This is a genomic window from Streptomyces gamaensis (genome assembly GCF_042656465.1).
GTDB classification, from domain to species: Bacteria; Actinomycetota; Actinomycetes; order Streptomycetales; family Streptomycetaceae; genus Streptomyces; species Streptomyces gamaensis.
Map to the genome: position 1 here is coordinate 133,834 of NZ_JBHSPB010000002.1, position 25,628 is coordinate 159,461.

14 protein-coding genes are annotated in these 25,628 nt (G+C 72.2%); 5 read left to right on the plus strand and 9 right to left on the minus strand.

Features of this window, described 5'->3' with window-relative positions; all coding sequences use genetic code 11:
* Positions 1–266: 266 nt before the first annotated feature.
* Positions 267–890 carry a response regulator gene (locus ACFP1Z_RS03335; RefSeq protein ID WP_390314237.1) on the plus strand — a complete coding sequence of 208 codons (624 nt, stop codon included), beginning with the start codon at positions 267–269 and terminating at the stop codon, positions 888–890.
* Positions 883–1,911, plus strand: a complete 1,029-nt coding sequence (locus tag ACFP1Z_RS03340) for a sensor histidine kinase (RefSeq protein WP_390314239.1) — start codon at positions 883–885, stop codon at positions 1,909–1,911. The genes ACFP1Z_RS03335 and ACFP1Z_RS03340 overlap by 8 nt, the downstream gene beginning before the upstream one ends.
* 101 nt (positions 1,912–2,012) lie before the next feature.
* On the opposite strand, the gene ACFP1Z_RS03345 is transcribed toward ACFP1Z_RS03340, so the two are convergent.
* The 9 genes from ACFP1Z_RS03345 to ACFP1Z_RS03385 form a co-directional block, all read right to left on the minus strand.
* Entirely contained in the window at positions 2,013–2,918 is a 906-nt protein-coding gene (locus ACFP1Z_RS03345) for a hypothetical protein (protein WP_390314240.1), read from the minus strand.
* 14 nt (positions 2,919–2,932) lie between these two features.
* The gene (locus tag ACFP1Z_RS03350) at positions 2,933–3,850 is read right to left on the minus strand and encodes a papain-like cysteine protease family protein (protein WP_390314241.1); all 918 of its coding nucleotides are present in this window, start codon (positions 3,848–3,850) and stop codon (positions 2,933–2,935) included.
* Positions 3,851–3,903: 53 nt separating this feature from the next.
* Complete coding sequence (locus tag ACFP1Z_RS03355) at positions 3,904–5,595, minus strand: mycolysin (RefSeq protein ID WP_390314242.1); 1,692 nt, start codon at positions 5,593–5,595, stop codon at positions 3,904–3,906.
* A 356-nt stretch (positions 5,596–5,951) separates the two neighbouring features.
* A complete protein-coding gene (locus tag ACFP1Z_RS03360; RefSeq protein ID WP_390314243.1) occupies positions 5,952–7,556 on the minus strand; it encodes a hypothetical protein in 1,605 nt (534 codons plus the stop codon).
* A gap of 130 nt (positions 7,557–7,686) precedes the next feature.
* Positions 7,687–8,856: a glycosyltransferase gene (locus ACFP1Z_RS03365; RefSeq protein ID WP_390314245.1), complete on the minus strand. Its 1,170-nt coding sequence runs from the start codon at positions 8,854–8,856 to the stop codon at positions 7,687–7,689.
* The gene (locus ACFP1Z_RS03370) at positions 8,853–9,674 is read right to left on the minus strand and encodes an alpha/beta fold hydrolase (protein WP_390314246.1); all 822 of its coding nucleotides are present in this window, start codon (positions 9,672–9,674) and stop codon (positions 8,853–8,855) included. The genes ACFP1Z_RS03365 and ACFP1Z_RS03370 overlap by 4 nt, the downstream gene beginning before the upstream one ends.
* Before the next feature lie 3 nt (positions 9,675–9,677).
* Complete coding sequence (locus tag ACFP1Z_RS03375) at positions 9,678–10,004, minus strand: acyl carrier protein (protein ID WP_390314248.1); 327 nt, start codon at positions 10,002–10,004, stop codon at positions 9,678–9,680.
* A gap of 271 nt (positions 10,005–10,275) precedes the next feature.
* Positions 10,276–14,736: a type I polyketide synthase gene (locus tag ACFP1Z_RS03380; protein ID WP_390314249.1), complete on the minus strand. Its 4,461-nt coding sequence runs from the start codon at positions 14,734–14,736 to the stop codon at positions 10,276–10,278.
* 1 nt (position 14,737) lies between these two features.
* Positions 14,738–21,634 carry an SDR family NAD(P)-dependent oxidoreductase gene (locus tag ACFP1Z_RS03385; RefSeq protein ID WP_390314252.1) on the minus strand — a complete coding sequence of 2,299 codons (6,897 nt, stop codon included), beginning with the start codon at positions 21,632–21,634 and terminating at the stop codon, positions 14,738–14,740.
* 508 nt (positions 21,635–22,142) lie between these two features.
* On the opposite strand from ACFP1Z_RS03385, the gene ACFP1Z_RS03390 reads away from it, so the two are divergent.
* From ACFP1Z_RS03390 to ACFP1Z_RS03400, 3 genes are all read left to right on the plus strand, one after another.
* Positions 22,143–23,288 (plus strand): amidase domain-containing protein, encoded by a 1,146-nt coding sequence (locus ACFP1Z_RS03390; RefSeq protein WP_390314255.1) that lies wholly within the window; start codon positions 22,143–22,145, stop codon positions 23,286–23,288.
* 79 nt (positions 23,289–23,367) lie between these two features.
* The gene (locus ACFP1Z_RS03395; RefSeq protein ID WP_417801274.1) at positions 23,368–24,642 is read left to right on the plus strand and encodes a polysaccharide deacetylase family protein; all 1,275 of its coding nucleotides are present in this window, start codon (positions 23,368–23,370) and stop codon (positions 24,640–24,642) included.
* Between the two features lie 53 nt (positions 24,643–24,695).
* Positions 24,696–25,598 carry an esterase/lipase family protein gene (locus tag ACFP1Z_RS03400; protein ID WP_390314259.1) on the plus strand — a complete coding sequence of 301 codons (903 nt, stop codon included), beginning with the start codon at positions 24,696–24,698 and terminating at the stop codon, positions 25,596–25,598.
* Positions 25,599–25,628: the final 30 nt, after the last annotated feature.

Sequence of the window (25,628 nt, forward strand, 5' to 3'; positions counted from 1 at the left end):
GATTTCTCCGAACCGCGTTAACGCGATGCATTTTTGACGGGCCGTCATATGCGTGCCGCGTTGTACGGGCCCGAGCTTCATCGGTGGCATATATTTCCCGCCAAGACGGGAAATTCGGACCCTTTGGGTCCAGAAATTGAATATTTGACCGCCCGCTGCGGAATTCTGTCGGTTGACAAGATTGGCCACTACATCGGAAAGTAAATGCATCCACTAGGGCGGCAAAGCAGCCATGTTTTCCCCGTGCCCGAAATGTTATGCAGAAGATGGGGGATCCCGTGCGAGTGGTCCTGGCCGAGGATCATCCGACCGTACGAGCCGGAACCCGGGCGTTCCTGGAGCCCGAGGGCTTCATCGTGGTCGGGGAGGCCGCCTGCGAACGCGAGGCGTTGAAGATCGTTTCCGAGCAGCGGCCCGATGTGCTGGTGCTGGACATGAAGCTGGAGTCGGGGCTGGCGCTCAACGCCATCCCCCAATTCCTCGCCGCCGCACCGGGGATGGGCATTCTCGTGCAGAGCTGCTACGAGGACCGGGCCATCATCTGCGGGGCACTGGCCGCGGGCGCCGCAGGCTATCTGCTGAAGAGCAGCCCCGTGTCCGAACTGGTCCGGGCGGTACGGACGGTGGCGTCGGGAGAACGGTACGTACAGCCCTCGCTCGGTGCCGGTCTGGCCCGTGCCCAGGGCCGGGAGCCGGAACTGCAGCTGCGGGAGCGGCAGGTCCTGGCCCTGCTCGGCGAGGGGCACACCAACCGCGAGGTGGCCGCGCGGCTGACGGTCAGCGTCCGCACGGTGGAGAGCGTCAGGGCCGCTCTGCGCGCCCGGCTGGGCCTGGTCACCAGGGCCGACCTCGTCGCCTACGCCCGGCAGAACCGCTCCGCCGATGTGTAGCGGAACCGCCCGGCCGGCCACCGCACAACAGCCGCTCACACTCGGCGGCTTCTGCATCGCGGTGAGCCTGGTCAGCGGCCTGGGCTACTCGGTCAACCTCCTCACCGACGACCGGCTGCCGGCCCGCTCGGTCGCGACCCCGAGCATCGCCCTGGCCACCGGCGTCCTCGCGCTGCTGACCTGCGGGCTGCGGCGGGCCCGCCGGCTGCTGATCCTGATCTGCTGCGGATTCACGGTCCTGAGCGTGGACCGGCTGGCGCACTCCGCACTGAAGGACCACGTGGCCATGGCGTTCCTGCTGGCGGCATCCGTGTACGCCGTCCCGGCCTGGCCCGAGATGAAGGTGGTCCTCAGCCGGGGACGCGCCAGCGCCATGGTGGAGCGGCAGGAGCACCATGCGGGCCTGCTCGCGGGCGAGTTGCACGACGAGGTCCTCCAACTGCTGGCACTGACCCGGCGGCGGCTCGACGCGGCCCGCCTGCTGGACGACCCCGGTGCGCTGCGTGCGGCGATGGAGGACGCGTCCCGCACCCTCGACGAACAGGCCGGCACGCTGCGCCGCATCATCGCCACCGTGAGCCCGGCAACCGTCCAAGGGCTGGGGCTCGCCGAGTCGGTCACCGCCCTCGCCGGACAGGTCGCCGCCGAGAACGGGCTCGTGGTGGACGTGGACGTCCAGGGCGACCGGCCCCATGCGTGTACGGGGGAGAACGGCGTGAATCTTGCCGTCTACCGGGTCGCCCAGGAAGCGCTCACCAATGTGGTCAAGCACGCCGACGCCCGGCATGTGACCCTTGCTCTCGTATGTCGCGACGACGGCATCAGCCTCACCGTCACCGACGACGGACGCGGCCTCGGAGCGAACCCACCGAGAGCCGCCGAGGGGTACGGCATGCAGGGCATGCGCTGGCGCTGCGAAGCGTACGGCGGCTCATTCAGCGCCCGAAGCGCCGGCACCGCCGGGACGGTCGTCCGAGCCGTGTTCCCCTTGCGCAACTGCCGGAAAACCCGGGCGTCCTAGCCGGTTGCCGGCGGCGTCGGCACCGGCCTGCCCCTGGCCGGCACAGGCCGGCCAGGGGCAGGATCAGAGGGTAACGCGAGACGGTACGACAGCGCCCGGGATCAGACCGAGCGGCGTCGGCGGCGCAGGAGAAGGACCGCCGCTCCCGTCACCGCCAGCGCTGCCGCGCCGGAGCCGGTCAGGAGCCAGGGGAAGGAAGAGGCGGTGGGGGCCGCCTGGTCCTCGGCGAGGGCGTAGCCGCCCGCGAGCCCCTTGCGGTCGTAGTCCGAGCCGGGGAGCTTGTCGCCGTACCGCTTGGCGACGAGCTGCTGGTACGCCGCGAGCGAGATACGGTCCTTGCCCTGGAGGGCTGTCCGGGCTTCCTTGTTGAGCGGCTCGACGGAGCCGCTGCCGGTCAGCCGGTACCAGCCGTGGATCTGCGGCTCGATGAAGGTCTGCTCACGGCCCGTGCCGCTTTCTGCGGCGCTGATGTCCGTGTCGCCGTCGCGGATGCCGGCCAGTTGCCAGGAACGGCCGCTCTGGCCGTCCTGGCCGCCTCGGCCGCCTTTGTTGTCCTCCTCCGGGGCGAGCAGGACGGCGGCCTGACGGCCGTCGGCGGCCGAGACGCGGGCGGCGAGGTAGGACAGCCGCAGGGCCGCGCCGGCGGTGGCCTTGGTCTTGCCGGCGACGAACTCGGGCGACAACTCGTAGAAGGGGACCGGCTTCTTGAGGTCGAAGCCGGGTGCGGCGGCAGGCGACTGCGCGGAGCTGCGCGGGGCGCCGGCCGCGTCGCTGCCTGTACCGCCGTCCGTGCCGCCGTCCGTGGCGCTGCGCTCGGCGGCAGCCGTCAGGAAGCGGGCGACGGTGTCGTGGAGCCGGCCGGAGCCCAGCACCTTCTGAGCGGCGGTGAAGTCGGTCGCCGCGGGGGCGGTGGGTCCGTCGGCGGCCTGCGCGGGAACGATTCCGCAGAGGGCGGCGACGGCAGTGGCCGCACACAGGGTCGCGGCGCGTCTGGTCGTACGGTGCATGGTGGTCGTCTCCTCTAGCCCTGTATGCCGATGCGCGTGTGGGTCCACCGGAAGGAGTTGTTGTTGACGTAGGTGGAGTAGTTCCACCAGGTGTAGGTCTTCGTGGTGGGCCACGGGTCGCCGACCGCGATCATGTTGCTGTTGCTGTCGTAGCCGTAGATGACGTTCATGTGGCCGCCGCCGGAGTTCCAGCCGAAACGGACGGCGAACGGGCGCCCGTTCGCGATCTCGTTCCGGGTCTCGCCGAAGGAAGCGTTGCGGTACAGGTCGCTGCCGCTGCTGCGGAAGCCCATGTTGCGCAGGGCGTTGGCCATGTCGCCGAGGGTGGCAGGCTGGTTGTTGCAGCTCAGCCGGTTGTTCTGGGCGGCCAGACGGCAGAAGTCGGCCTGGCTGTAGCGGTTGTAGCCCCAGTAGTTGGCTATGGTCAGGCCGCTGGCGTCCCAGCACCACTGGGACTGGACCTGCTTCTGCATGTTGATGTCGAGAGCCTTCCGGCCGGTGGACTGGTCCGTGGGCCGGCCCGTGGGCCGGTCGGTGGGCGGGGTGGAGCCGCAGACCGGCAGCTTCGTGGTGTTCTCCCGGATGAACGCGTCGGCCATGTAGTACTTGCCGGACCAGATCCAGCGGGAGTTGTTCTCGACGACGTCGCCGGTGGTACGGCAGGACATCAGGATGCGGTCACCGACCCGTGACTTTCCGGTGATGCCGGCCGAAAGCGACGGCTGGGTCCGCTGGTTGACGGTGCTGAAGTTGCCTCGCCCGCCATAGACCGTGCCGGTGACGGCGGCCTCGGCCTGGGGGGAGATGCTCAGCAGGGCTCCGCCGGACAGGACGGTGGCCATCGTGGTCAGAAGAATGACCTTGCGGCGCTTTCGCGCGGGGGCGGCGTGTGCGCGCGTCGATGTGCGCTGTGCTCTACGGATTCCGTGCATGGGGGGTCCTTCTTGTACTGATCGGTGAGGGCGGACAGACCGGGGCCGCCGGATCAGTACTGGATGGTGTGGTTGTAGAGGATGCTGCGGGCCTTCGCTCCGCTGTCCAGGCCGTACGCGGGCCGGTCGGTGAGGAAGTACTCACGGAAGGTGGACTGGCGCTCGCGGGACATCATGGTGTTGCTCTTCGTCCAGCCGCCGTCGACCTTGGACCACAGGTCGACCAGCGAGGTGGCGACCCGGGCCTCGACGGCGTCGCCCCAGTCCATGCCGCGTGTGGTGCGGTCGTTGGCGAGGTTCATGGAACTGCCGTTGCCCCACGTCATGACGGTGTCCTTGAAGGCGCGGAACGCCACGGCGTTGGCGAAGCCCTCGGTCCAGCCGCAGGTGGTGGAGGAGGCGCGGTTGACGTAGTGGGGCGAGCAGTTGGTGACGTTCGGCCACCAACCGTTGTAGAGCTTGCCCATGAGGGAGTGTCCGGCCTCGTGGACGGTGGTGTGGCCGGAGTCGGGGTCGCTGTCCGCGAGGTGGACCTTGTCGTCGCGGTTCGTCCAGTACGTACCGTCCCGGGAGCCCGGGTACCACTGGACGGTGATCGGGGAGCAGCGGCCGCTCCGCTCGTTGCTCGTCCAGCACGTGCTGGTCGAACCCCGGTCCCACCACAGCTTGTTGAGGGTGTCGAAGGCGTGCCAGGCGCGGCTCTGGCCGCTGTTGGCGTAGACGGTGCCCAGGCTCCTGTTGCCCGAGACGTTGCCGAGGGCGTTCGAGGTGGTCGAGTAGCGGCGGTTGTATCCGTCGACGACCGACCACATGCTGCCGGCCTGGGTCTGGAACTCCGCCCAGACCTGGGAGGTGACGGAAGTGCTCGGTGTGTAGCAGAGGTTGAACGTGCCGTCTCCGTTGCCGGTCAGGCCCGTGGCGAGCTTCTGCGTACTGCCGCCCGCGGTCGCCTTGCCCCAGAGGGTGACATTGGCGTTGCTGACCGGCAGGTCCCGGTCGGCCTTGCGGTTCCAGCTGCCGCCCTCGGAGGACTGGAAGCGGTTGCGCAGCGTGCCGCTGACGCAGACCGGGGCGTAGGGCCTGCCGGGGGCGGCGGCCTGTGGGGGAGTGCTCGGTGCGGCCGGGGCGGCGGCGCCCGGGCGTGCCGGTCGGTCCTGCGCCGTGGGCCCGCCGGCCGTGGGCCCGTCGGCCGGGGTCGCGTCGGCCTCGGTGACGGACATGCCCTTGGCGGTGGAGCCCTTGGCCTTGCCGATGGTCAGTTCCACCGAGGCGTGAGCGGCGCGGCGCGGATCGGGGCGGTCGACGTCGCTGATGTCCGCCTGGATCTGGGCGGGGCCCGCGGCGACGGCCTTGACCTTGAGCTTGACGGTGCGGGTGCCCGGGGTGAGGGTCAGCGTCCGGCTGGTGCGCTGGCCGAAGGCGTCCGTCGTGGGCGCGGCGAGGTCCTGGTCCCGGTCGACGATCCGCAGGGCGGGCGGCAGTTGGAGGGAGAGACCGGCGCGCTGGACGTCGGTCTGCGCCTTGACGGCCACGGTGAGGGTGCTCTGCTCGCCGAGGGCGGGGAGGCGGTCGAGGGAGGCGGTGACGCCGACACAGCTCAGCGGCGCTTCGGAATTCTTGTCCGCGGGGCGGACCGTGCAGTTGTCTGCCGGGGTGGGGGGAGCCGCGTAGGCGGACGGTACGGCGACGGTGGCGATGCAGGCGCCTATGCCGCCCGCTGCAATCAGTGCCGCGGGTCTCGGCATTCGTATTCGGAACATGGGTATGCCTTTCTGCGGCGCGCACGACGGTTCCGGTGCGCGCCGGTTCAAACTGTGGGGGGTGGGCGCTGCCGTGGTCGTCAATGACTCGTGAACGGCAGTCCCTTGAGCAACAACTCACCGGGACTTTACGTCACATGGATTGCGCATGTCACTTTCGGTGTGCCAACTACGCGGCACAGAAAGTGAGTCGATGCGGCGTCACCTGCGACGTTGCGGTAAACCCGCAATAATGAAGGAGTTCGGGGAGTCGGCTCGCATAACAAAAATTCGCGAGCGTGGGATCCCCCCGTCGGACATGACGGTTCCGACGGAAGGTCCCACGCTCGCGCGTCGGTGTGTCAGTGCTGCCGGGGCTTGCTGCCGCCGGACGGATCCTTGTCGTCCGGCTTCGTGTCATCCGGCTTCGTGTCGCCCGGCTTCGTGTCGCCCGGCTTCGTGTCGTCCTGCGGAGTGCGCGGCTGGGGGATCTGTATGGCTCCCTTGCCGTGGGCGAGTTGCACCTCGCGCTGCACCTTGGGCATCGGCAGACGCATCGCGAACGCCTGTACGCCGCCGATCTTCAGATACGGCATGACCCAGCCCTCCAGGTCGACTCCCGCGAACAGCTTCCAGTCGGCGTCGACCGCGGCCTTGCCCTCGGTCGACCCGCTGGCCCCGCCCTTGACCTCCGTGCGCACGTACGGCGCGGCGACGTCGCCCTTCACGCCGATGCTGCCGTAGAGACCGAGGTTCGCCTCGGTGCCGAGCCGGACCTTCGCGTTGACCGCGGCCGAGGCACTCGCCTTCAGCGTCCCGGGGGTGAAGTTCGCCTTGGCCTCCGGCTGCCAGCCCTCGCGCAGGCTGAACGCGGAGCCGAGGGCGAAGTCGCCCTTCACCGTGTCCTGTTGGATGTCCAGGCTCGCCCTGCCGTCGGCGTCGATCAGAACGTAGCAGGTGAGGTCGATGTTGACGGTGACCGGAAGTTCACCGATGTAGAACGTCGGGTTGGCGTGCAGGACGACGAACGGCACCCGCACCGGCTTGCCGTTGGTCGTGGGGGACGTCCGCCCCTTGAACTGGAACGCCGAGGACCAGTCACCGCTCAGCCGCAGGCCGGCCCCCGACGGGCCGTCGCCGGAACCGCGGCCGTAGTAGTTGAAGTCGACCTCGGGCGCGAGCTGGACGAAGCCCTTGAGCGAGGCCTTGGAGGGGCTTTCCACCCCTTCGCCCTTGGCGTCCTTCTCCGTGTCGAGCGTGGTGTCGACGTCGACGCGCAGGCTGCCGAAGGGCAGCTTGAGGCCCGCGGGCCCGGTGTCGGTGCTGCCGCGCTTGGCGTAGGAGAACTTCACCCCCGGGACCAGCGAATCGGCCGTGAAGCCGGACGGGTCGACGGGCAGCTTGTTCTTGACCTTGGCGTCGCCCAGCACCGTGGAGAGGTCGACCGGGGTGGTACGGACCTCGGTGCCCTCCGGGGTCTTCTTCCCCACCTCCGTGACCTTGGCCAGGACGCCCTCGGGCGCGCCGGGCACGGGCTTGCTCGCGACGATGTCGCCCACGGCGACGGGCTTCTCCGCCGAAGGCTTCGCCGACGATCCCGCTTCCGGCGTACCGGGCGCACTCGGCGTACCGGACGGGTTCGGCGAACCGGACGGGTTCGGGGAGGCCTGCGCGAAGGTCTGGGAGATGACGGCGCGTCCGCTCTTGCGGTCGATGGAGTCGACCTTCACCGCCGACTTGTGCGTCTTGACGCCGCCGCCCGCCGGAATGGCCACCGCGCTGGGGTCGGTTCCCCAGCGGGAGGGTTCGCGGAGGCTGACGTCGCCCTGGGGGGCGGCGGCCTTACTGCTGCTCTCCGCCCCGCCCAGGGTGGGGCCGCCGTCGTTCGGGTTGCAGCCGGCTAGGGCAAGGGCGAGGGAGGTGAGCAGCACTGGTGCCAGTGCCGCTCTTCTGTGGGGGTTGCGCATAGTGGATCCTTGTGAAGGGGTGTCAGGGGGACGGGTGCGAGGGACTGTTCTCCTCGCAAGAGTGGCGAGAACATGACATATCAGCGCATGGGCGGCACCTCTCGTTCGGCAGGAGCTGCGGGACGGCGGGTCAGTGCGCCCCCGCCGCCAGGGCTTCGAGGTGCGCGGCCGCGGCCGCGGCACCCCCCGCGGCGCGGAACGACGCGCGCACCCTCCCGGCCGCCTCGCGGCAGCCGGGCTCGCGGAGGACGGTGTCCAGTGCCGCGCCCAGCACTTCGGCGGTCGCCCGGTTGAACCGGACCCGTACGCCCGCCCCGGCGTCCGTCACCTGGGCGGCGACGGCGGGCTGGTCGTCCCGGATGGGTGCGACGACCAGAGGGAGGCCGTACCACAGCGCCTCGCACACGGTGTTGTGCCCGCCGTGGCAGATCACCGCGTCGCACCGTTCCAGCAGGGCCAGTTGGGGAACGCGCGGCCGGACCAGCACCCGGTCGGCGAACTCCGGCACCGTGCCCGTCGGGTCGACGATCACCGCCTGCGCCCGGTCCGGCCGGCCGCGCACCGCCTGGGCGCACGCGGCGAGGAAGCGGGGCGCCGCCTCGGCGTTGGCCGTGCCGAGGGTGATCAGCACGGTGGGTGTCCGGGGGTCGAGCCGGTGCCAGGGGAAGTCGTCGGCGGCCGGACGGGCGGCGAGCGACGGGCCGACGAACCGGACGTGTCCGCCGGCGGACGGGAGCGGCCCGGCCAGGGCCTCGGTGCTGAAGGCCAGCACCAGCCGGTCGGACAGCCGGGGGTCCGCGGTGCTCCAGGGGTCGCCGATCCGCCGCCGCAGTTCCCCGATCAGCCCGGCGATCCAGGAGTCGACCTTCGGCAGGCCGGACAGCGAGGTGAAGCCCGCCGTGGTGGTCGCCGAGGTGGCCCACACCAGCCCCAGCCGCTCGGCCAGGAGGCCGCCGGCGACGGCCTGCTGGTCGGCCACCAGGACGTCCGGCCGGAACTCCCCGACGGCCGCCCGCACTCCGGGCGCCATGTGCTCGGCGAGCGGCCCGAGGAACTTCTCCCACAGGAACTTCAGCGCCGCCGGGCCGCGGAGCGAGGGCGGCCGCAGCAGGGCGGGGTCGGCCAGGTCCGGGGAGGAGCACCGGAACACGGTCGCGCCGTCGCCCACCAGCGGTCCCACGACCTCCGGCAGTCCGGCCCAGGCCACCTGGTGCCCGCGCGCGGCCAGTTCGGCGGCGACGCCGACCGTGGGGTTGATGTGCCCGGCCAGGGGCGGCACCACGAACAGGAAGCGGCTCACCGGCTCACGTCCCCGGCCGCCGGTACGGGCGTGTGCGCGCGGATCCAGTCCAGGATCAGATCGCCGGTCAGCTCCGTGGCGCCGACCAGGACCCAGTGCTCCTGGTCCGGTACCACGACGGTGCGGCATCGCGGCAGCAGTGACCTCAACCAGCCCTCCTGGACCGCGAGTTCGGACTCGGCCCCGTAGAGGGCCAGCACTGGGCAGTCCACCGACCGGATCCCGTCCTCGTCGAGCACCCGGCTGGCGGGGACGTCCCGCACCGTGGTGGTGGAGTGCAGCAGCCGGGCGGCCGACCGGATGCGTTTGGTCACGTGCTTGCCGTGCTTCTCGGTGAGTTCCGCGAAGAGGCCGTCGCGGGCGAGTTCCTCCGCTCCGCGTGCGAGGTTGTCCGCCATCTTGCGGGACCAGGCGGCGGTGGCCGGCTCCGACTCGATCAACGAGACGCTGGCCACCCGGCCGGGGTGCCGTTCCGCGTGGCCGAACGCGATGGTGCCGCCGTAGGAGTTGCCCACCAGGTGCACGGGTCCCGCCGGGTCCAGCCGGTCGAGCAGGGCCTCCAGGTCGTCGAGGTGGTCCTCCAGCCGGTAGCCGGCCGACGGCCGTTCGCTGAGGCCCTGCCCCCGCAGGTCGTACATGATCACGTCGAGTCCGGCGGCGGCGAACCGGGGTGCCAGGGTGAAGTAGTAGCTGATGAGGCTGTCGATGAGCATGCCGTGGACGAGCACCACGGTGGGCGGCGGGGCCGTGCCGGCCGTCGTCCGCGCGGGCATCCGTTCCACGTGCACCGCAAGGCCGTTGGCGTCGATCATGGCCATGGGTCACCGCTCCCCGGGGGCCCGCAGGCAGCCGGTGATGTGCTCGACGAGCTGTCCGACCGTCAGGCCGATGATCTCCTCCAGCCCGAGCCCGGCCAGGTACTCGGCGAAGTTCACCGACTCCCCGTACCGCGCCTGGAGATGGCCGCCGAGGGTGACCAGGTCGATGCTCTCCAGGTCCAGGTCGTCGTGGAACCGGGTGCCCATGGTGATCCCGGCGTCCACCACGCCCCCGTACTCGCCGAGGACGGCGTGGAGCATGCCGGTGATCTCTTCGAACACGGCCTGCTGGGCCCGGGCGTCCGGTGCCGCAGCCTGACTGCTGTTCACCTAATCTCCTTCGAGGATGCCCACGGCTTCAGCCGGGGGAGGAATCGAACTCCTGCGGAGCGGGGCAAGGAGCGGGTAGGCTGACCGCCGTGCGTTGCGAGAACCAAGCACGCACGACGTGCTGAGCGAGAACCAAGCCGGCGCGCTCCAATGCTTTCGGGCAACCGGGCAGGTTCCGTCCCGGCTGGTGCTGAGGGAGTAAGACCTTTCGGGTCGCTGGCCTGCGGGGCTTCCTGAGCCAGGAATCCCCCTGCTTCGGCTGGGGGAGGGTTCAATGCTGGCTCTCCTGTCGTTCGTCTTCCGGCCGGGCATCCCCGGGGGCCGGGCCCGTGGTCCACGCGACCACGTACTCCCTCTCCGGCAGGCCCTGCGGGTTGGTGACGGTGCGGCAGCGCACCGGGTACCGGCGGCCGCCCACGGCCACCACCAGGGCGTCCGCGCGCGCCTCGGTCACGGCGAAGTCCTTCGGCCGTCCCCGCAGCCCGGTGCCCTCGGCCTTGGCCACCGCCTCCTTCGCCGCCCAGAACCGGGTGAACCACAGCGGCTGCGGTTCACCGGTCCGGAAGCACAGCGCGACGAGGAGCTCGCGCTCGGCGGAGCCGAGGGCGGCGGCCAGGGTCCCCGGCGGCCGGTGGGCGACCTCCTCCACGTCGATGCCGACCGGCGCCGGGAGCCCGTCCGTGCCGCGCGGCCGGACCAGGGCGACCGCGGCCTCGGCCCGGTGCGCCAGCGAGACGTCGAGGGCGGGCAGGACGCGGCCGTGCGCGCCGGTGACCCGTGGCCGGCCGGACGCGTCGTTGGCCACCCGGATCTCGGCGGGGAAGACCGGTCCTTCGCCGTGCTGCCACAGCCACCGGCGGACCGCGTCCTTGACCGCGATGCGGCCGAGCAGCCACTGTCGGCGGCCGGACGGCGGGCGCCGCTCGTGGTCCTCGCGCTCGGCGGTGCCGAGGTGCCGCCGCATCACGAGGTCGCGGGACGCGAGGTCGTGGCACCCGTCGAACAGGAGCACCCAGCCGCCCGGTTGCACGGCGGAGAGGGCGTGCTGCTCGGGGAACCGTTCCTGCGCCTTGGTGTCCGTGCGGCTGTCGAACCGGTGGTCCTGCCAGCCGCCGATGTCCGCCCAGACGCGGCCGTCCACGAGCAGCTGCGCGTCCGCCTCCACCGTGGCGTCGGTGACCGAGACGATCCTGATGAGGCACTCGACCCGGGTGCCGGGCGACGGGTGCGGCCCGAAGAAGCGGATGTGCCGCACGCGGACGGGGAACACCAGGGTCCGCTCGGTCAGGGTGGTGAGGATCCAGTAGCCGAGCAGCTGCCCCACGTTGTCGAGCAGGGCACCCGGCGCGGACGGCGTGGTGAGCACGCCGCGCACATGCGCGTCCCCGACCGCCGTCAGCTCGGTGATGCCCTGGAACGCCGGGCCGTGGAACATCCAGCGGTCCCGGTACAGTTGCCCGGCCGTGATCCCGGGGGCCCGCTCCTCCCCGGGCGCCCACCGCCAGGGCCGGGGCGCGCCGCCGGGGTACCGGTCCGCGAGTTCCACCTCGCCGTGCGCGTACGCGCCGAACGTCACTCCGGCCCGGCCGGTCCCGTAGGCCTCGACGGTCACGGACACGTCGACGGCGGGGGCCGCGGCCACCCAGCGGTTCAGCCGCACCTCGTGCACCGCCACCGCGGTCGTCCCGGGCCGGGCCCGTTCGGAGTGTTCCATCATGTGGTGCATCACCGTCGTGGCCGGGACGACCGGCCATCGGTCGGCCTCGTCCGGCCAGTCGGGGCGCTGTGCGAAGAAGCAGTGGTCGCGCAGGTACGGCATGGCGTCCGTGGACACCCGCAGCACGGTGCGGACCGTGGGGACCGTACGTACCGCCGAGGCGCGGGACACCGCGACGGCCGCGTCGGCGGTGTCCTTGAGCAGGGCCCGCAGTTCGGCGTCCAGCGGGGTGCCGTCCGGGACGGGCGGCACCGCACCCGGGTCCGCTGTCTGCCGGACGGCGAGCGCCGAGCGCACCGCGGCCACCGTCTCCCGGTCCAGGGAGACCAGCTTCCCGCCCAGGTCCAGCCGTGAGGGCGGCAGCCGGCGGGCGTGGCCGCCACCGTCCACCGGGAGCCCGGTGGACGGGTCGCCGCCGGCCGTCCACAGTGCCGTGGCGACCCGGAGCAGCTGCGCCGTCCCGTCCCGGTGCGGGGAGTTGGCCGCGACCACCAGGTGCGGGCGGCCGCGCAGGATGTTCTCGACGAGCGAGCCCACCTGGCCCGTACCGGCCTGGACGAAGACCTGGAAGCCGGCCGCGTACATGGCCTCGATCAGCGGGCGGAAGCGGACGGGCTCCAGCAGGTGGCGTACGAAGAGCTCCCGTATCCCGGCCTCGTCGCCGGGGTATTCCGCGGCGGTGGTCGCCGACCAGACGGGCACGGTCGGCCGGCGCAGCTCGAACAGGCCCGCGTAGTGCCGGATCTGGTCGAGGTAGGGGGCCAGCATCGGGGTGTGGAAGCCCGAACGGAACGGCAGGACCTGCCCGATGACGCCGCGCTGCCGGAAGTGCCGTACCAGGTCCTCCACTTGGCCGGGCGGGCCGCAGACCATCGACTGCTCCGGAGCGTTGTCGTGCGACAGCACCACCTCGGGACGGTCGGCGAGCACGGCGGTGACCTGCTCGGCCGGTGCGCCCAGTGCGGCGAAGGACAGCCCGGCCACCCGCACCTGGTCCGGGTCGAAGGAGCGGGTGAACCCGTCGACCGCGTCCCCGGCGTACAGCCCGGCGGTGGCCATGGCCGTCCACTCGCCGATGCTGTGGCCCGCGACGGCGTCGGGCACGATGCCCATGCGGCGCAGTGCGGCGTCCAGCACCCGCCCCACGGCGATGACTCCGGCCCCGTGCCGTCCGACGTCCGCCACGTCGGCCCCGGACCCGTCGAACCCCGCGGGCAGCAGTGCCGCCAGGCCGAACCGTGCGACGACGTCGTCGATCCGGGGCCCGAACCCGGCCTCCAGGCCGGGGAAGACGAAGGCCAGCTTCCCGCCCGTGGAGCCGCCGAGCAGCGGCTCCGGGGAGAACCACATATCGCCGCGCCCGCGCCAGGGGGTGCCCTTGGCCACCGCTTTCCGGGCCAGGGCGAGGCGCTCGGCGTTCGGGGCGAGGACGCCCAGCCGGGTGCGTCCGTCGTGCGCGGACCGTCGTGCGCGGACGGCGGCGTCCTCGGTGTCCAGCAGCGCGGCGAGCTCCTGCGGGGTGCCGGCGGACAGCCGCAGCACCTGTTCCGGTTCGCGGACCTCCACCGCCGGACGGTCCGGACGGCATTCCGGACCGGGGACCGCTTCGAGCACCACATGGGCGTTGATGCCGCCGAAGCCGAAGGCGTTGACGCCCGCCCGCCGGGTCCGCCCGTCGCCGGTCTCCCAGTCCCGCGCCGCGGCGATCGTCCGGAAGCGGGTACGGGCCAGGGCCGGGTGCGGCTCCTCGCAGTGGAGGGTCGGCGGCAGTACGCCGTGGTGCACCGCGAGCGCGGCCTTGACGAGACCGGCCACGCCGGCGGCCGGCATGGTGTGCCCGATCATCGACTTCACCGACCCGAGCACCGGCCGGTCCCCGTCGTCGGACGGGCCGAACACCTCGGCCAGGGTGGCCAGTTCGGCCGCGTCCCCCGAGGGGGTGGCGGTCCCGTGCGCCTCCAGCAGCCCGACCGACCCCGGTGCGGCGGGATCCAGCCCCGCCTCGCGCCAGGCCGCCCGTACCGCCTTCACCTGACCCGAGGGGTCGGGGTTGACGAGGCTGCCGCTGCGGCCGTCGCCGGCCACGCCGGTGCCGCGTATGACGGCGTAGACGCGGTCGCCGTCGCGCAGCGCGTCACAGAGGCGTTTGAGCGCCACCACGCCGGTGCCCTCGCCGATCAGCAGGCCGTCCGCGTCCCGGTGGAACGGGCGGATCCGCTGGCTCGGCGACATCGCGCGCAGCCGGGAGAACAGGGACCACAGCGTGATGTCGTGGCAGTGGTGGACCCCGCCCGCCAGCACCAGATCGCAGCGGCCCGAGGCCAGTTCGCCGACCGCCTGGTCGACCGCGACCAGCGAGGACGCGCAGGCGGCGTCCACCGTGTACGCCGGGCCGCGCAGGTCGAGCCGGTTGGCCACCCGGGAGGCCGTCAGGTTGGGCACCAGGTTGATCGCCTGCTCGGGCTCGTCCGGTCCCAGCTGCCGCGTGTACGCCCGCCGGACCCGCTCCAGCAGTCCGGCGTCCAGCTCGGGCAGCAACTCCGCGAGGGTCCGCACGAGTTGGTTGGACGTCTGGACGGACTGGGTGCCCCGTGCCATCCCGGGGGACAGATAGCCGCCCCGGCCCAGGATCACCCCGATCCGGTCCCGGTCCGGCAGCCGTGCCTCGCCGCCCGCGTCGGCGACCGCCTCGGCGGCCACGTGCAGCGCGATGAGCTGTTCCGGCTCGGTGCCGGGCACCGAGTTGGGCATGATCCCGAACCGGGTCGCCTCCACCTCGGCCAGGTCGTCGACGAATCCGCCGCGGCGGCAGTACACCCGGTCCGAGCGGCCGCGGGCGGCCGCCGGGTCGTAGAAGGAGGGGTCCCAGCGCCAGGACGGGACCTCGGTGATCGCGTCGGTCCCGGCCGTCAGATTGCGCCAGTACGCCGCGAGGTCCGGTGCGCCGGGGAAGAGGACCGCCATGCCGACGATGGCGACGGGGGGCCGGCCGGCCGGTGTGTGCGTCGTACTCATCTCACCGGCCCGATGCGGTGTAGACCACGGCGTCGGCCGATTCCTCGCCCCAGGCGAGCTCGCGCAGCAGGCACAGCGCCCCCTCCTCGGGGTCGATGAGTCCGACGCCGCGCCGCGCGTACTCCCGGGCGAGCTCGGGGGTCACCATGCCCGCGTGCTCCCCGTCCGGGGCCCAGGGCCCCCAATGCACCGTCAGCGTGCGGGACATGGACTTCTGCGCCCACCGGCGGCCGAGGGACTGCAGGGCGTCGTTGGCGGCCGCGTAGTCCGCCTGGCCGCGGTTGCCGAGAACGGCCGCGACGCTGCCGAAGAACACGACGAACCGGGAGGCCTGCGGCAGTTCGTCCAGCGCCGCCAGCAGGGCGCGCGCGCCGTCGACCTTGGTGTCGTAGACCCGGCGGAAGGACTCGGGGTCCTTCTCGGCCAGGACCCGGTCCTCGATGACCCCGGCCGCGTACACCACGCCGTCCAGCCGGCCGTGTTCGGCGTGGACGTCCGCCACCAGGCGGCGCACCGCCCCGGGGTCCCGGACGTCCACCGTGCGGTAGCGCACCGTACTGCCCAGATCCCGCAGGGTGTCGAGGGTGCGGCGGACCTCCCGGCGGGCGAGGATCTCCGAGACGGCCCGCTCGATGTCGGCCGGGGAGCGTTCTCCCCGGCCGGCCAGGACGGTCCGCAGCGCGGCCCGGTCCGGCGCCTGCCGGACGGCTGCGTCCTCGGGGCACTCCGGCTCGTCCGGCAGGGCGGTCCGGCCGGCCAGTTCGATCCGGCAGCGGGAGGCCGCCGCGAGCATCGCGGCGACCCGGGCGGAGATGCCCCGGGCCCCGCCGATCAGCAGCACCACCGAGTCCCGGTGCAGGCCGATGGCGGCGGCTTCGGCCGTACCGTCCCCGGCCGGGCCCGCGCCGCGGTCGCCCAGGGCGCCGAGGCCGGCGGGCGCGGTTTCGAAGCCGGACCGGACGCCGTCCGGCGACCGCAGCACCACCGGGGCCGGCTCCCCGGCCGTCAACTCGCCCACCAGCGCGGCCGCCGTCTCTGCGGCCGTCAGCTGCGGGGCCAGCTCGACGAACCGGGCGAGGGTGTCCGGGTACTCCCGCGCGATGGTCCGGAACATGCCCCGCAGCCCGTCCGCCCGTCCGCCGGTCCCGGCGGGGACGTCCGCGCCGGCGGCGGGCGCGGCCGCGAGCAGCCAGCGCGGCCCGCACCGCAGCGCGGCCTGGAACACGGGGAAGGCCCCGGGCAGGAGCGGCCCGCCACCGTCCTGCGACAGCGCCTCCAGGTGGAACACCCCGTCCAGCGGGCCGTCCTCGTCGTCAAGAACGTGGTCCGGCGGCAGGACGACCGTCTCCGCGCCGCGGGCGCCCAGCAGGGCGGTCAGCGCGTCCGGCACCGGTCCGGCACCGCCCAGCAGGGCGAACCGTGTCCCCTCCAGTACCGCGAAGTCCCCGTCGGGGGACGGGAGACGGACGCTGCGCAGCACCAGCCTGCCGGGCGCCTCGCCGGTGACGGCCGGACCGGGTTCCTCCGCGGGGGCGGGGGTCTGCTGCGCGGGGGCCGTGCCCCCGCCGGGCAGCCGCTCCTCCAGCAACTCGGCGATGCCGGACGCCGTACGGGCCTTGGAGACCGCTTCCAGCTCCGCGTCGTCGAGCCGGGGCAACTCCGTCCCGCCGGCGCCGAAGCCCAGCCGTGCGGCCAGCTCGCCGACGATCTCGACCCGCTTGATCGAATCGATGCTCAGGTCGGCCTCCAGGTCGAGACCGGGCTCGATCATGTCGAGGGGATAGCCGGTGCGTTCGCTGATGATGTCCAGGACGGTCGCCAGCACGTCCGCCGGTGCCGTGGGCGCCGCCTCCGGGGACACCACGGGAGCGGCAACGGCAGCGGGCTCCGGCACGGCCGGCGGGAGCGCGGCCGGCACCGGCGTGACCGGCACCGCCGCCGGGGCGGCCGGCGGCACACCCGCCGCCCCGCCGAGATACGTCAGCAGCACGTCGCGCTGCGCCGCGACCAACTCCCGGCTGGTGCGCAGGAATTCATGGACCATCCGGTCACGGTCTTCCGCCGTGCCGCCGTCCTGGGCCCGGATCACTGTCATCTCCTCCATCGGTATGCGTCGGGCGGGTGCGAGCGAGCCGGGCAGCAGGCCGCCGTCCCGGGTGCGCGTCAGGTGCCCGTTGACGATCCAGCCGGGTGCCGCGGGGCAGGTCCCGGGGACGGCTTCGACGCTGTCGCGCCCGCGGTGCGTCCAGCCGGTGCGGACGGGGACACCGGCGACGGCGAGCCGGGCGAGCAGGCCCAGGAAGCCGCGCAGCCCGGGGCCTTCGGGGCCCTCGCACCCCACCGCGGTGTGCGGGCGGTCGCCGAGGATCCGGCCCACCAGGTCGGTGAGCACCGAACCCGGACCGGCCTCCACGAAGACCCGGACCCCGGCCTCGTACATCCGCTCGATCTGCTGCGCGAAGTGCACGGGGGAACCGATCTGGGCCGCCAACTCGGCCCGTATCCCGTCCGGTTGCCCGGGGTAGGCCGCGGCCGTCCGGTTCGCCCACACCGGTATCTCCGGTACGGCCACGTGCCGGGCGGCGAGAACCTCGGCGAACCGCTCGCCGGCCGGGGCCACCAGGGGACTGTGGAAGGCGCACGCCACCGGCAGGAGCTTGGCGCCCAGGCCCCGCTCGCGCAGCCGGCGCACCGCCGCCCCGACCTCCTCGGCGGGACCGGAGATCACGGTCTGCCGCGGCGCGTTGTGGTTCGCGACCACGACCCGGCCGGCCGGCCCGGCCGCCCGCAGTTCCCCGGCGACGTCCTGGTGCCCGGCCGCCACGGCGGCCATGGTCCCCGGCTCCGCGCCGGCGGCGGCCAGGATCGCCTCCGCGCGCGCCGCGCTCAGCTCCAGCAGCGTCTCCGGGCCGAACGCCCCGGCCGCGCACAGCGCGACCAGTTCGCCGTAGCTGTGCCCGGCCGCCGTCGCGGGCCGGACGCCGGCCCGGCCCAGCAGGTCGGACACGGTCAGCCCCATGATGCCCAGCGCGGGCTGGGCCGTCCTGGTGTCGGTGACCCGGGCGCGCCGTGCCTCCTCGGCGGCGGGGCCGAAGGCGGTCGGCGGGAAGACGACGTCCGCCCACTCGTGGCCGGTCCGCAGATACCGCTGGACCTCCGGGAAGGCGATGAACAACTCGGCGAGCATGTCCGGCCGTTGACTGCCCTGGCCGGGGAAGAGGAACGCCACCTCGCCGCCCGGCCCGTCCGATACATCCGACCTGTCCGGCCTCGCGCCGAAGATCCCCGCCCGGGGATCGTGCTCTCCCTCCCGGGCCCGTTCCAGCAGCCCGGGCAGCTCGTCCAGGTCACGGGCCACGACGGCCGCCCAGGCCGGTTTCCGGGACGCGTCGGCGCGCCGGGCGGCGCTCAGCGCCAGGTCGCGCAGCCGCCAGGAACGGCCCTGCCGGTCGTTCTCCGTGACCAGTTGCAGCAGCCGGCCGATCTCCCGTGCGGCCTCCGCCCGGTCGGCGCCGTGGAAGACGAACAGCTCCGCCGGCCAGGCGTCGAGCCCGTGCCGGGGCGGAGGCCCCGCCTCGTGCCCGCGCAGCACCACATGGAAATTGGTGCCGCCGAAGCCGAACGCGCTGACCCCGGCGACCCGTTCGCCGGGCGCGGCCGCCCAGGGGCGGGCGACGGTATGGAAGGCGAACGGGCTGCTCTCCGCCTCCCAGGCCGGGTTGGGCCGGGTCAAGTGCGCCGTGGGCGGCCTGACCCCGGTGTGCAGGGCCAGGGCCGTCTTGATCAGGCCGGCCAGTCCGGCCGCGCACTTGGTGTGCCCGATCTGGGACTTCACCGAGCCGAGCGCGCATCCGCCCGGCGCCGCCCCGGCCTCGGTGAACACCTCGGTCAGCGTGGTGAGTTCGGTACGGTCACCGACGACCGTCCCGGTGCCGTGCGCCTCCACCAGGCCCACTGCGGCCGGTGAGATCCCGGCGTGGCGGTAGGCCCGTTCCAGCGCCGCCCGCTGCCCTTCCGGGCGGGGTGCCGTCAGTCCCAGGGACCTGCCGTCGCTCGAACTGCCGACGCCCTTGACGACCGCGTAGACGCGGTCGCCGTCCCGCTCGGCGTCCGCCAGCCGCTTGAGGACGACGCAGGCGACGCCCTCGCCGAGCGCGATGCCGTCCGCCGCGCTGTCGAAGGTGCGGGAGCGGCCGGTGGGGGACAGCGCGTGCACCGAGGAGAACAGCAGGAAGTCGTTGATCCCGTTGTGCAGGTCCGCGCCTCCGCACAGGACGAGGTCGCTGGTGCCGGCGGACAGTTCCTTGCACGCCACGTCCACCGCGGCCAGTGAGGAGGCGCAGGCGGCGTCCACGGTGAAGTTCGCGCCGCCCAGGTCGAGCCGGTTGGCGATCCGCCCGGCGATGACATTGGCCAGCATGCCCGGGAACGAGTCCTCGGTCAGCCGGGGGAGTTGCTCGTCCAGCCCGGGCGGCAGTTCCCCCACATAGGCGGGGAGCACCGTGCGCACGGTGGTCGCGTTCGACAGGTCACTGCCCGCCTCGGCCCCGAACACGACCGATGCCCTGGAGCGGTCGAAGGGACGCTCCTCGTAGCCGGCGTCGCGCAGGGCCCGCCGCGCGGCCTCCAGCGCGAGCAACTGCACCGGCTCGATGCTGCCGAGCGAGGACGGCGGGATGCCGTAGCGCAGCGGGTCGAAGGGGATGTCCGGCAGGAAGCCGCCCCACTTCGACTCCGTGCGGGCTCCGTCCGCCCCGGGCGCGCAGTGCAGCTCCGGGTCCCAGCGCTCCGGCGGCACCTCGCCGACCGCGTCGGCGCCCGCGACCACGTTCGCCCAGTAGGCGGCCAGGTCCGGCGCGCCGGGGAACATGCAGGCCATGCCGACCACGGCGATGTCGAGCGGGGCCGGGACGCGCTCCGGGGCGTCCTCGCGGAACGCCTCGCGCAGCCGCCGGGCGCGCGCGGCGAAGAATCCGGCGGCTTCCGCGCTGACGGCGGTGTGCAGTTCGGCGACGGTGGTGACCGCGGTCCGCAGCACGGCCACCTGGCCGGCCATGAACATGCCTTCGGCCAGCTGCCGGGCCTCGTTCACCTCCGTGAGCGACTCGCCGGTCCGCTCCACGCCCTTGCTGGCGATCCTCAGCCGCCCGACGTTGAGCTTCTCCAGCCGTTCCCAGGCCCGCCGCTCCGGCACGCCGCTCTCGCGCAACTCCTCCTTGGTCACGCGGAATTCGTCCGTGAACGGGCTGCTCACGCAGCGGGTGGCGTGGCCGGGCGCGGTCTCCAGCAGCTCGGTCCGCCGTGCCTCAAGGACCTGTCGCTGGAACGACGGCTGCACGGCACCCCGGTCCACGGCCTCCTCGGTGAACAGGTACGCGGTGCCCATGAGCAGTCCGACGGCCACGCCGCGGGCGGTCAGCGGCGCGGCGAGCGCGGCCACCATCGCGGCCGACCGCTTGTCGTGCACGCCGCCGGCGAAGAACACCCGCAGCTCCGCGGGGTCCGCGCCCTCGACCGTGTCCAGGAACTCCTCCAGCACATGGGCCTGTGCCTCCCACAGCGCGAAGCTGCTGCGCGGTCCGACGTGGCCGCCGCACTCCGAGCCCTCGAAGACGAACTTGCGCGCGCCCGCGTCCAGGAACTGCCGGAGCAGCCCGGGCGAGGGCACGTGCAGGAAGGCGTCGATGCCCGCCGCCTCCAGCTCGGCCGCCTGCGCGGGCCGGCCGCCCGCGATGACGGCGCAGGAGGGGCGGATCTCCCGGACGAGTTCCAGCTGCACGGCCTTGATGTGCGCGGGGGCGAAGCCGAGGACGCCCACGCCCCAAGGGCGGTCGCCCAGTTCGTCGCGGGTCTGCTCCAGCAGGATCCGTGTCTCCAGCGGCCCGGCGAGGGCCAGCGCGAGGAAGGGCAGCCCGCCGTGGCCGGCGACGGCGGCCGCGAACCGCGCCTGGTCGCTGACCCTGGTCATGGGCCCCTGGGCGACGGGCAGTACGGTGCCCAGCGCTCGGCTCATCGGGGAGCCGCGGAGCAGCGCGTCCGCGGCGGCGTCGTCGCGGACGGCCTCCAGGACGGCGGCGGTGACACCGCGGACGGCCGTGCCCACATCGCCCCAGCGCCGCGCGAACGAGGAGGCCAGGAAGCCGTCCTGGCCCACGGGCAGCAGCCGGGTCCGGGGATCGTCCGCGCCCAGCAGCCGGGCGACCTCGCCGGGCTCGTCCGGCAGGGGCGGCGCGTCCGGGTCCCGGCGGCGCAGCACCCGGTGGCCGGCGGCCACCACGGTCTCCGAGCCGTCCATGGTCCGGACGGCGGCCGCCGCTTCCTCCGGAACACCGGATTCGTCGAGCAGCGCCAGCTGGGTGTCCAGGACGACCCCTGCCGCACCGCCGACGACGGCGGCCGCGGCGGTGTACGGGCCGATGCCCCCGCAGGCCCAGACCGGCAGGCCGAGTTCCGGGTCCGCCACCAGCTGCTGGAGGAGGACGAAGGTGCTCAGCTCGCCGACCCGGCCACCGGCCTCGTTCCCGCGGGCGACGAGACCGTGCGCCCCGGCACGTGCGGCCGCCAGGGCCTCCTCGTAGTCCGTGACCTCGACCAGGACGCGGTGCCGGCCGGCGGCGAGGTCGCCCGGGGCCAACGTGGCGTCCGCGCCGAGCAGTACGGTGTGCACGCCCCCGTCGGCCGCCAGGTCGTCCGGCCCGAGCGCGCATCCCGGCCCGACCCGCACCCCGAAGGGGCCCGGCACCCATTGCCGCACCAGTTGGAGGGCCTCGCGGGCCGCGCGGCGCCGGCCCCTTCCGAGGTCGAGCACGCCCAGACCGCCGGCACGGCAGACCGCCGCCACCAGGCGCGGATCGGGTTCGCCGAAGGGGCTGACGCCCAGGACTGTTTCTGTGGACACGGGAACTCCGGGAGGCAGGAAGGTCGTTCGGGAGCACCGGGAACGCGCGGGAGCGTCGGACGCCTCGGCCGGAAGGACGCCGCTGCCGGTGCCGGTGGGATGAGTCGGAAGGTGCGCGACGGGCAAAGGCCGGCACGGAGAGAATGCGGCCCACTTACCCGGTGGGCCTGGCCGGATCATTGCACGGCGGGATGCGAAACAATACCCAGTCCATCGATATCCCGTGGATGGTGTGCATCACATTCGTGATCGGATCGGTGCCGGTTGCGGGTAACCCGAAAGGGGATTGCGGCAATCCCGCAGCGGGTGCGGAATTACCGCAGATTTAGTCCGTACCAACTGTGGTGGCAGGCTCAACCCTGCTGAAAACATGGATAATTGACTGACTGTCAGATCCGAGTGGAATTCCGTCAGAAAATTCTTCCCGCTCCGGGGTTGTCATTCCGGATCCTTGTGCAAGGATTCCTGCTGCCCGGCCCGAAAAGGACCGGGCGACGAAGGGAGTCCTGTGAAATCATTGACGCTCAGATCCGCTGCCGCGGTGGTCGCCTCCATAGCGGTCACGGCCGTGCTGGTGCCCGCGTCCGCCGCGGGGGCGGCGACGCGTCCCGGGGGCGTGGACAAGACGACGGCCGAGTCCTTCAGCCGCATCGCGGGTGTCGTGCTCACCGACCGCACGGCGGCGATCGCCGCCGGCAAGGTGACGGGGCACACCACCCTGCCGCCCGCGAAGCAGGTGCGTCTGTCGTCCGCGATGGAGCGGTCGGAGAAGTCCGTGGTGGCCTCGCTGCGCGACCGCAAGAAGATGCTCAGGTCCCTGGGCGAGGCGTACTCCGCCGGCGACACCAAGGTCGCGGTCGACCGGACCCGGGTCGAGGGCGGACAGGCCACGATGCAGGTCACCGAGACCACGGAGCTCACCTACGAGAAGATCAGTGGCGACGAGCCGGGGACCACCGGCTTCCAGGCCCACCACGAGCTGAGCTTCGCCGCCGCCAAGAACGGCGCGTGGGAGCTCACGGGCATCAAGGCGCTCGACGCGATGCCGCAGATCAACGCCCCGGCGCCGACGGCCGTGCCCAAGGTGACCGCGGAGGCGGGCGCCAACGACATGCCGAACGCCCCCGAGGCGAGCGTCTGGCCGTTCGTGAAGCGGCTGCCGAAGGACAACAAGAAGACCGGCCTCGACTACAAGGCGATGGCCGACTACGCCGAGAAGTACTGGAAGAACTACAACAAGGACTACCGGTCGTACCCGCTGGGCGTCGGCGGCGACTGCACCAACTTCGTCAGCCAGGCGCTGAAGGCGGGCGGCTGGAAGCACGCCCCCGGCAAGGCCGGCGACTACACGAAGTGGTGGTACGGGTCCGACACCCAGTCGGATTCCTGGACGGGCGTCAACGAGTGGTCCTGGTTCGCGCAGAACACGAAGCGGGTGACGCCACTGAAGAACGTCTACCAGATGGAGGTCGGGGACGTCCTGCAGGCGGACTTCAACCGTGACGGTTCGAAGGACCACACCATGCTGGTCACCTACCGGGACAAGTTGGGAATTCCCTATCTGACCTACCACTCGTTCGACACCTACCGGCGGTCGATGCTGAGCCTCTCCCTGACGCTGCCGTTCACCAAGTGGTACGCCTACCGCACCTGATGACCGGCCGTCCGGCCGGGTGACCCTTCCCGGCCCGTCGCGCCGCGCGCTGCGCCAAGCAGCTCGATTCGCTGGGGTATTGACCTTGTTCAAGAAAACCGCGCGCGGCGCGGTGGTCGCCGTGACCGGTACGGCTCTCGTCCTCGGGCTGCTGTCGGGCTGCGGCTCCGGGACGACGACCGCGTCCTCGTCCTCCGTCCGCCCTCCCTCCGCTGCTCCGGCCACCGCCTCCCCCACCCCCACTCCGTCCGCGTCGAGCACGGCGAAAGCGGAGGAGAAGTGGGACGGAAAGGTACGGATCCTGGGAGACGGCTCGACCTCCTACACCGGCCCGCAGCCGCGCCAGCCCAAGCCGGAGAAACTCAAGCCCGGCGAGAAACCACCGCAGTTCGTGGTGTTCTCCTGGGACGGCGCGCTCCAGGGCGACGACGAGCAGTTCTCCCACTTCCGTAAGGTCGCCAAGGAGAACAACGCCCAGATGACGTTCTTCCTCACCGGCACCTATCTGCTGCCCAAGTCGAAGGCGTCGCAATACCAGCCGCCGCAGCACAAACGCGGCGAAATGGCCATCTCCTACGCGACCGACCAGCACATCAGGGACACCCTGGAACAGCTCCGCGGCGCCTGGCTGGAGGGCAACGAGATAGGCACCCACTTCAACGGGCACTTCTGCGGCGCCAAGGGCGGCGGCGACTGGAGCGTCGCCGAGTGGAAGAGCGAGATAGAGCAGTCCTACTCGTTCGTCCAGAACTGGAGGACCAACACCGGCTACACGGACCTTCCTTCCCTGCCCTTCGACTACAAGAAGGAACTCGCCGGCGGCCGCGCCCCCTGCCTGGAGGGCCAGAAGAACCTGCTGAAGGCCGCCAAGTCCTTCGGCTGGCGCTACGACGCCAGCTCACCCGGCGACTTCCAGATGTGGCCGTCGCAGACCGACGGCATCTGGAACTTCCCGCTGCAACTCGTCCCTTACCCCGGGACCGAGCAGCAGGTCCTCTCCATGGACTTCAACTTCCTCTACAACCAGTCCGGTGACAGCACCAAGGGCGATCCGGCCAAGTACGAGCAGTGGCGCAAGCTCACCAGGGACAGCTATCTCAACGGCTTCGAGCGCGTCTACAACGGCAGCCGCGCCCCCCTGTTCATCGGCAACCACTTCGAGGACTGGAACGGCGGCATCTATATGAAGGCCGTCGAGGACGTCGTGAAGTCGGTCTGCACACGCGACGGCGTGCGCTGCGTGACCTTCAAACAGCTCGCCGACTGGCTCGACGTCCAGGACCCCCAGGTCCTGCAGAAGATGCGCCAGTTGGACCCGGCGCAGTCCCCGGACTGGAAGTCCCTGGTCAAGTAACTCCCCACTCCTGCCCCCCACCGCACTCCTGCCCCCCCCTGTGAGGTACCCCCATGTCCGCGCACAAGAGATCCGTCCCCGCTCTCGCCTGCACCGCCGCGGCGCTGGCCCTGGCCGTGACGGCAGTGGCCGCCTCCGCGTCCGCCGCCCCGGCCCCGGCCGTCGCGAAGACCGGACTGGCCGGCAAGACCGTCACCAGCGGCTGGAACGACTGGTCCTGCAAGCCGTCCGCCGCCCACCCCAACCCCGTCGTCCTCCTCCACGGCACCTGGGCCAACCAGCTGGACACCTGGTTCCTCACGGCCCCGTCGCTGGCCAAGGAGGGCTACTGCGTCTACTCCCTCGACTACGGCAAGTTGCCCTACATGCCGGGGCTCAACGGCCAGGGGCCGATCGTCAAGTCGGCCGGAGAGGTGTCCGACTTCGTGGACAAGGTCCTCGCGTCCACCGGCACGAAGAAGGTGGACATCGTCGGCCACTCCCAGGGCGGCGGCCCCCTGCCCCGCTACTACATGGAGTTCATGAACGGCGCCTCCAAGGTCGACAAGCTCGTGGGCATCGCACCGGACAACCACGGCGCGACCGCCTCGGGCCTGGGCACCCTCGCGCGCAAGGTTCCCGGCGTGAGCAAGGGGCTGTCCCTGTCCGTCCCCGGCGTGGAGGACCAGATCGTCGGCTCCGAGTTCATGAAGAAGCTGAACTCCAAGCCCGACACCGTGCCCGGAGTGACGTACACGGTCATCTCGACCAAGTACGACGAGATCGCCACGCCCTACACATCGCAGCAGCTCTCGGGCCCGAACGTGCGCAACGTCGTGGTCCAGGACCTCTGCAGGCTCGACGTCTCCGAGCACATCGCGCTGGGCCTGGTCGACCGCATCGCCTTCAACGAGGTGAAGAACGCGCTCGACCCCGCGCACGCGACCCCCACCACCTGCAAGTCCGCCCTCAGCTGACCCCGCCGCCCGGCACGAAGTCCCTTCCTC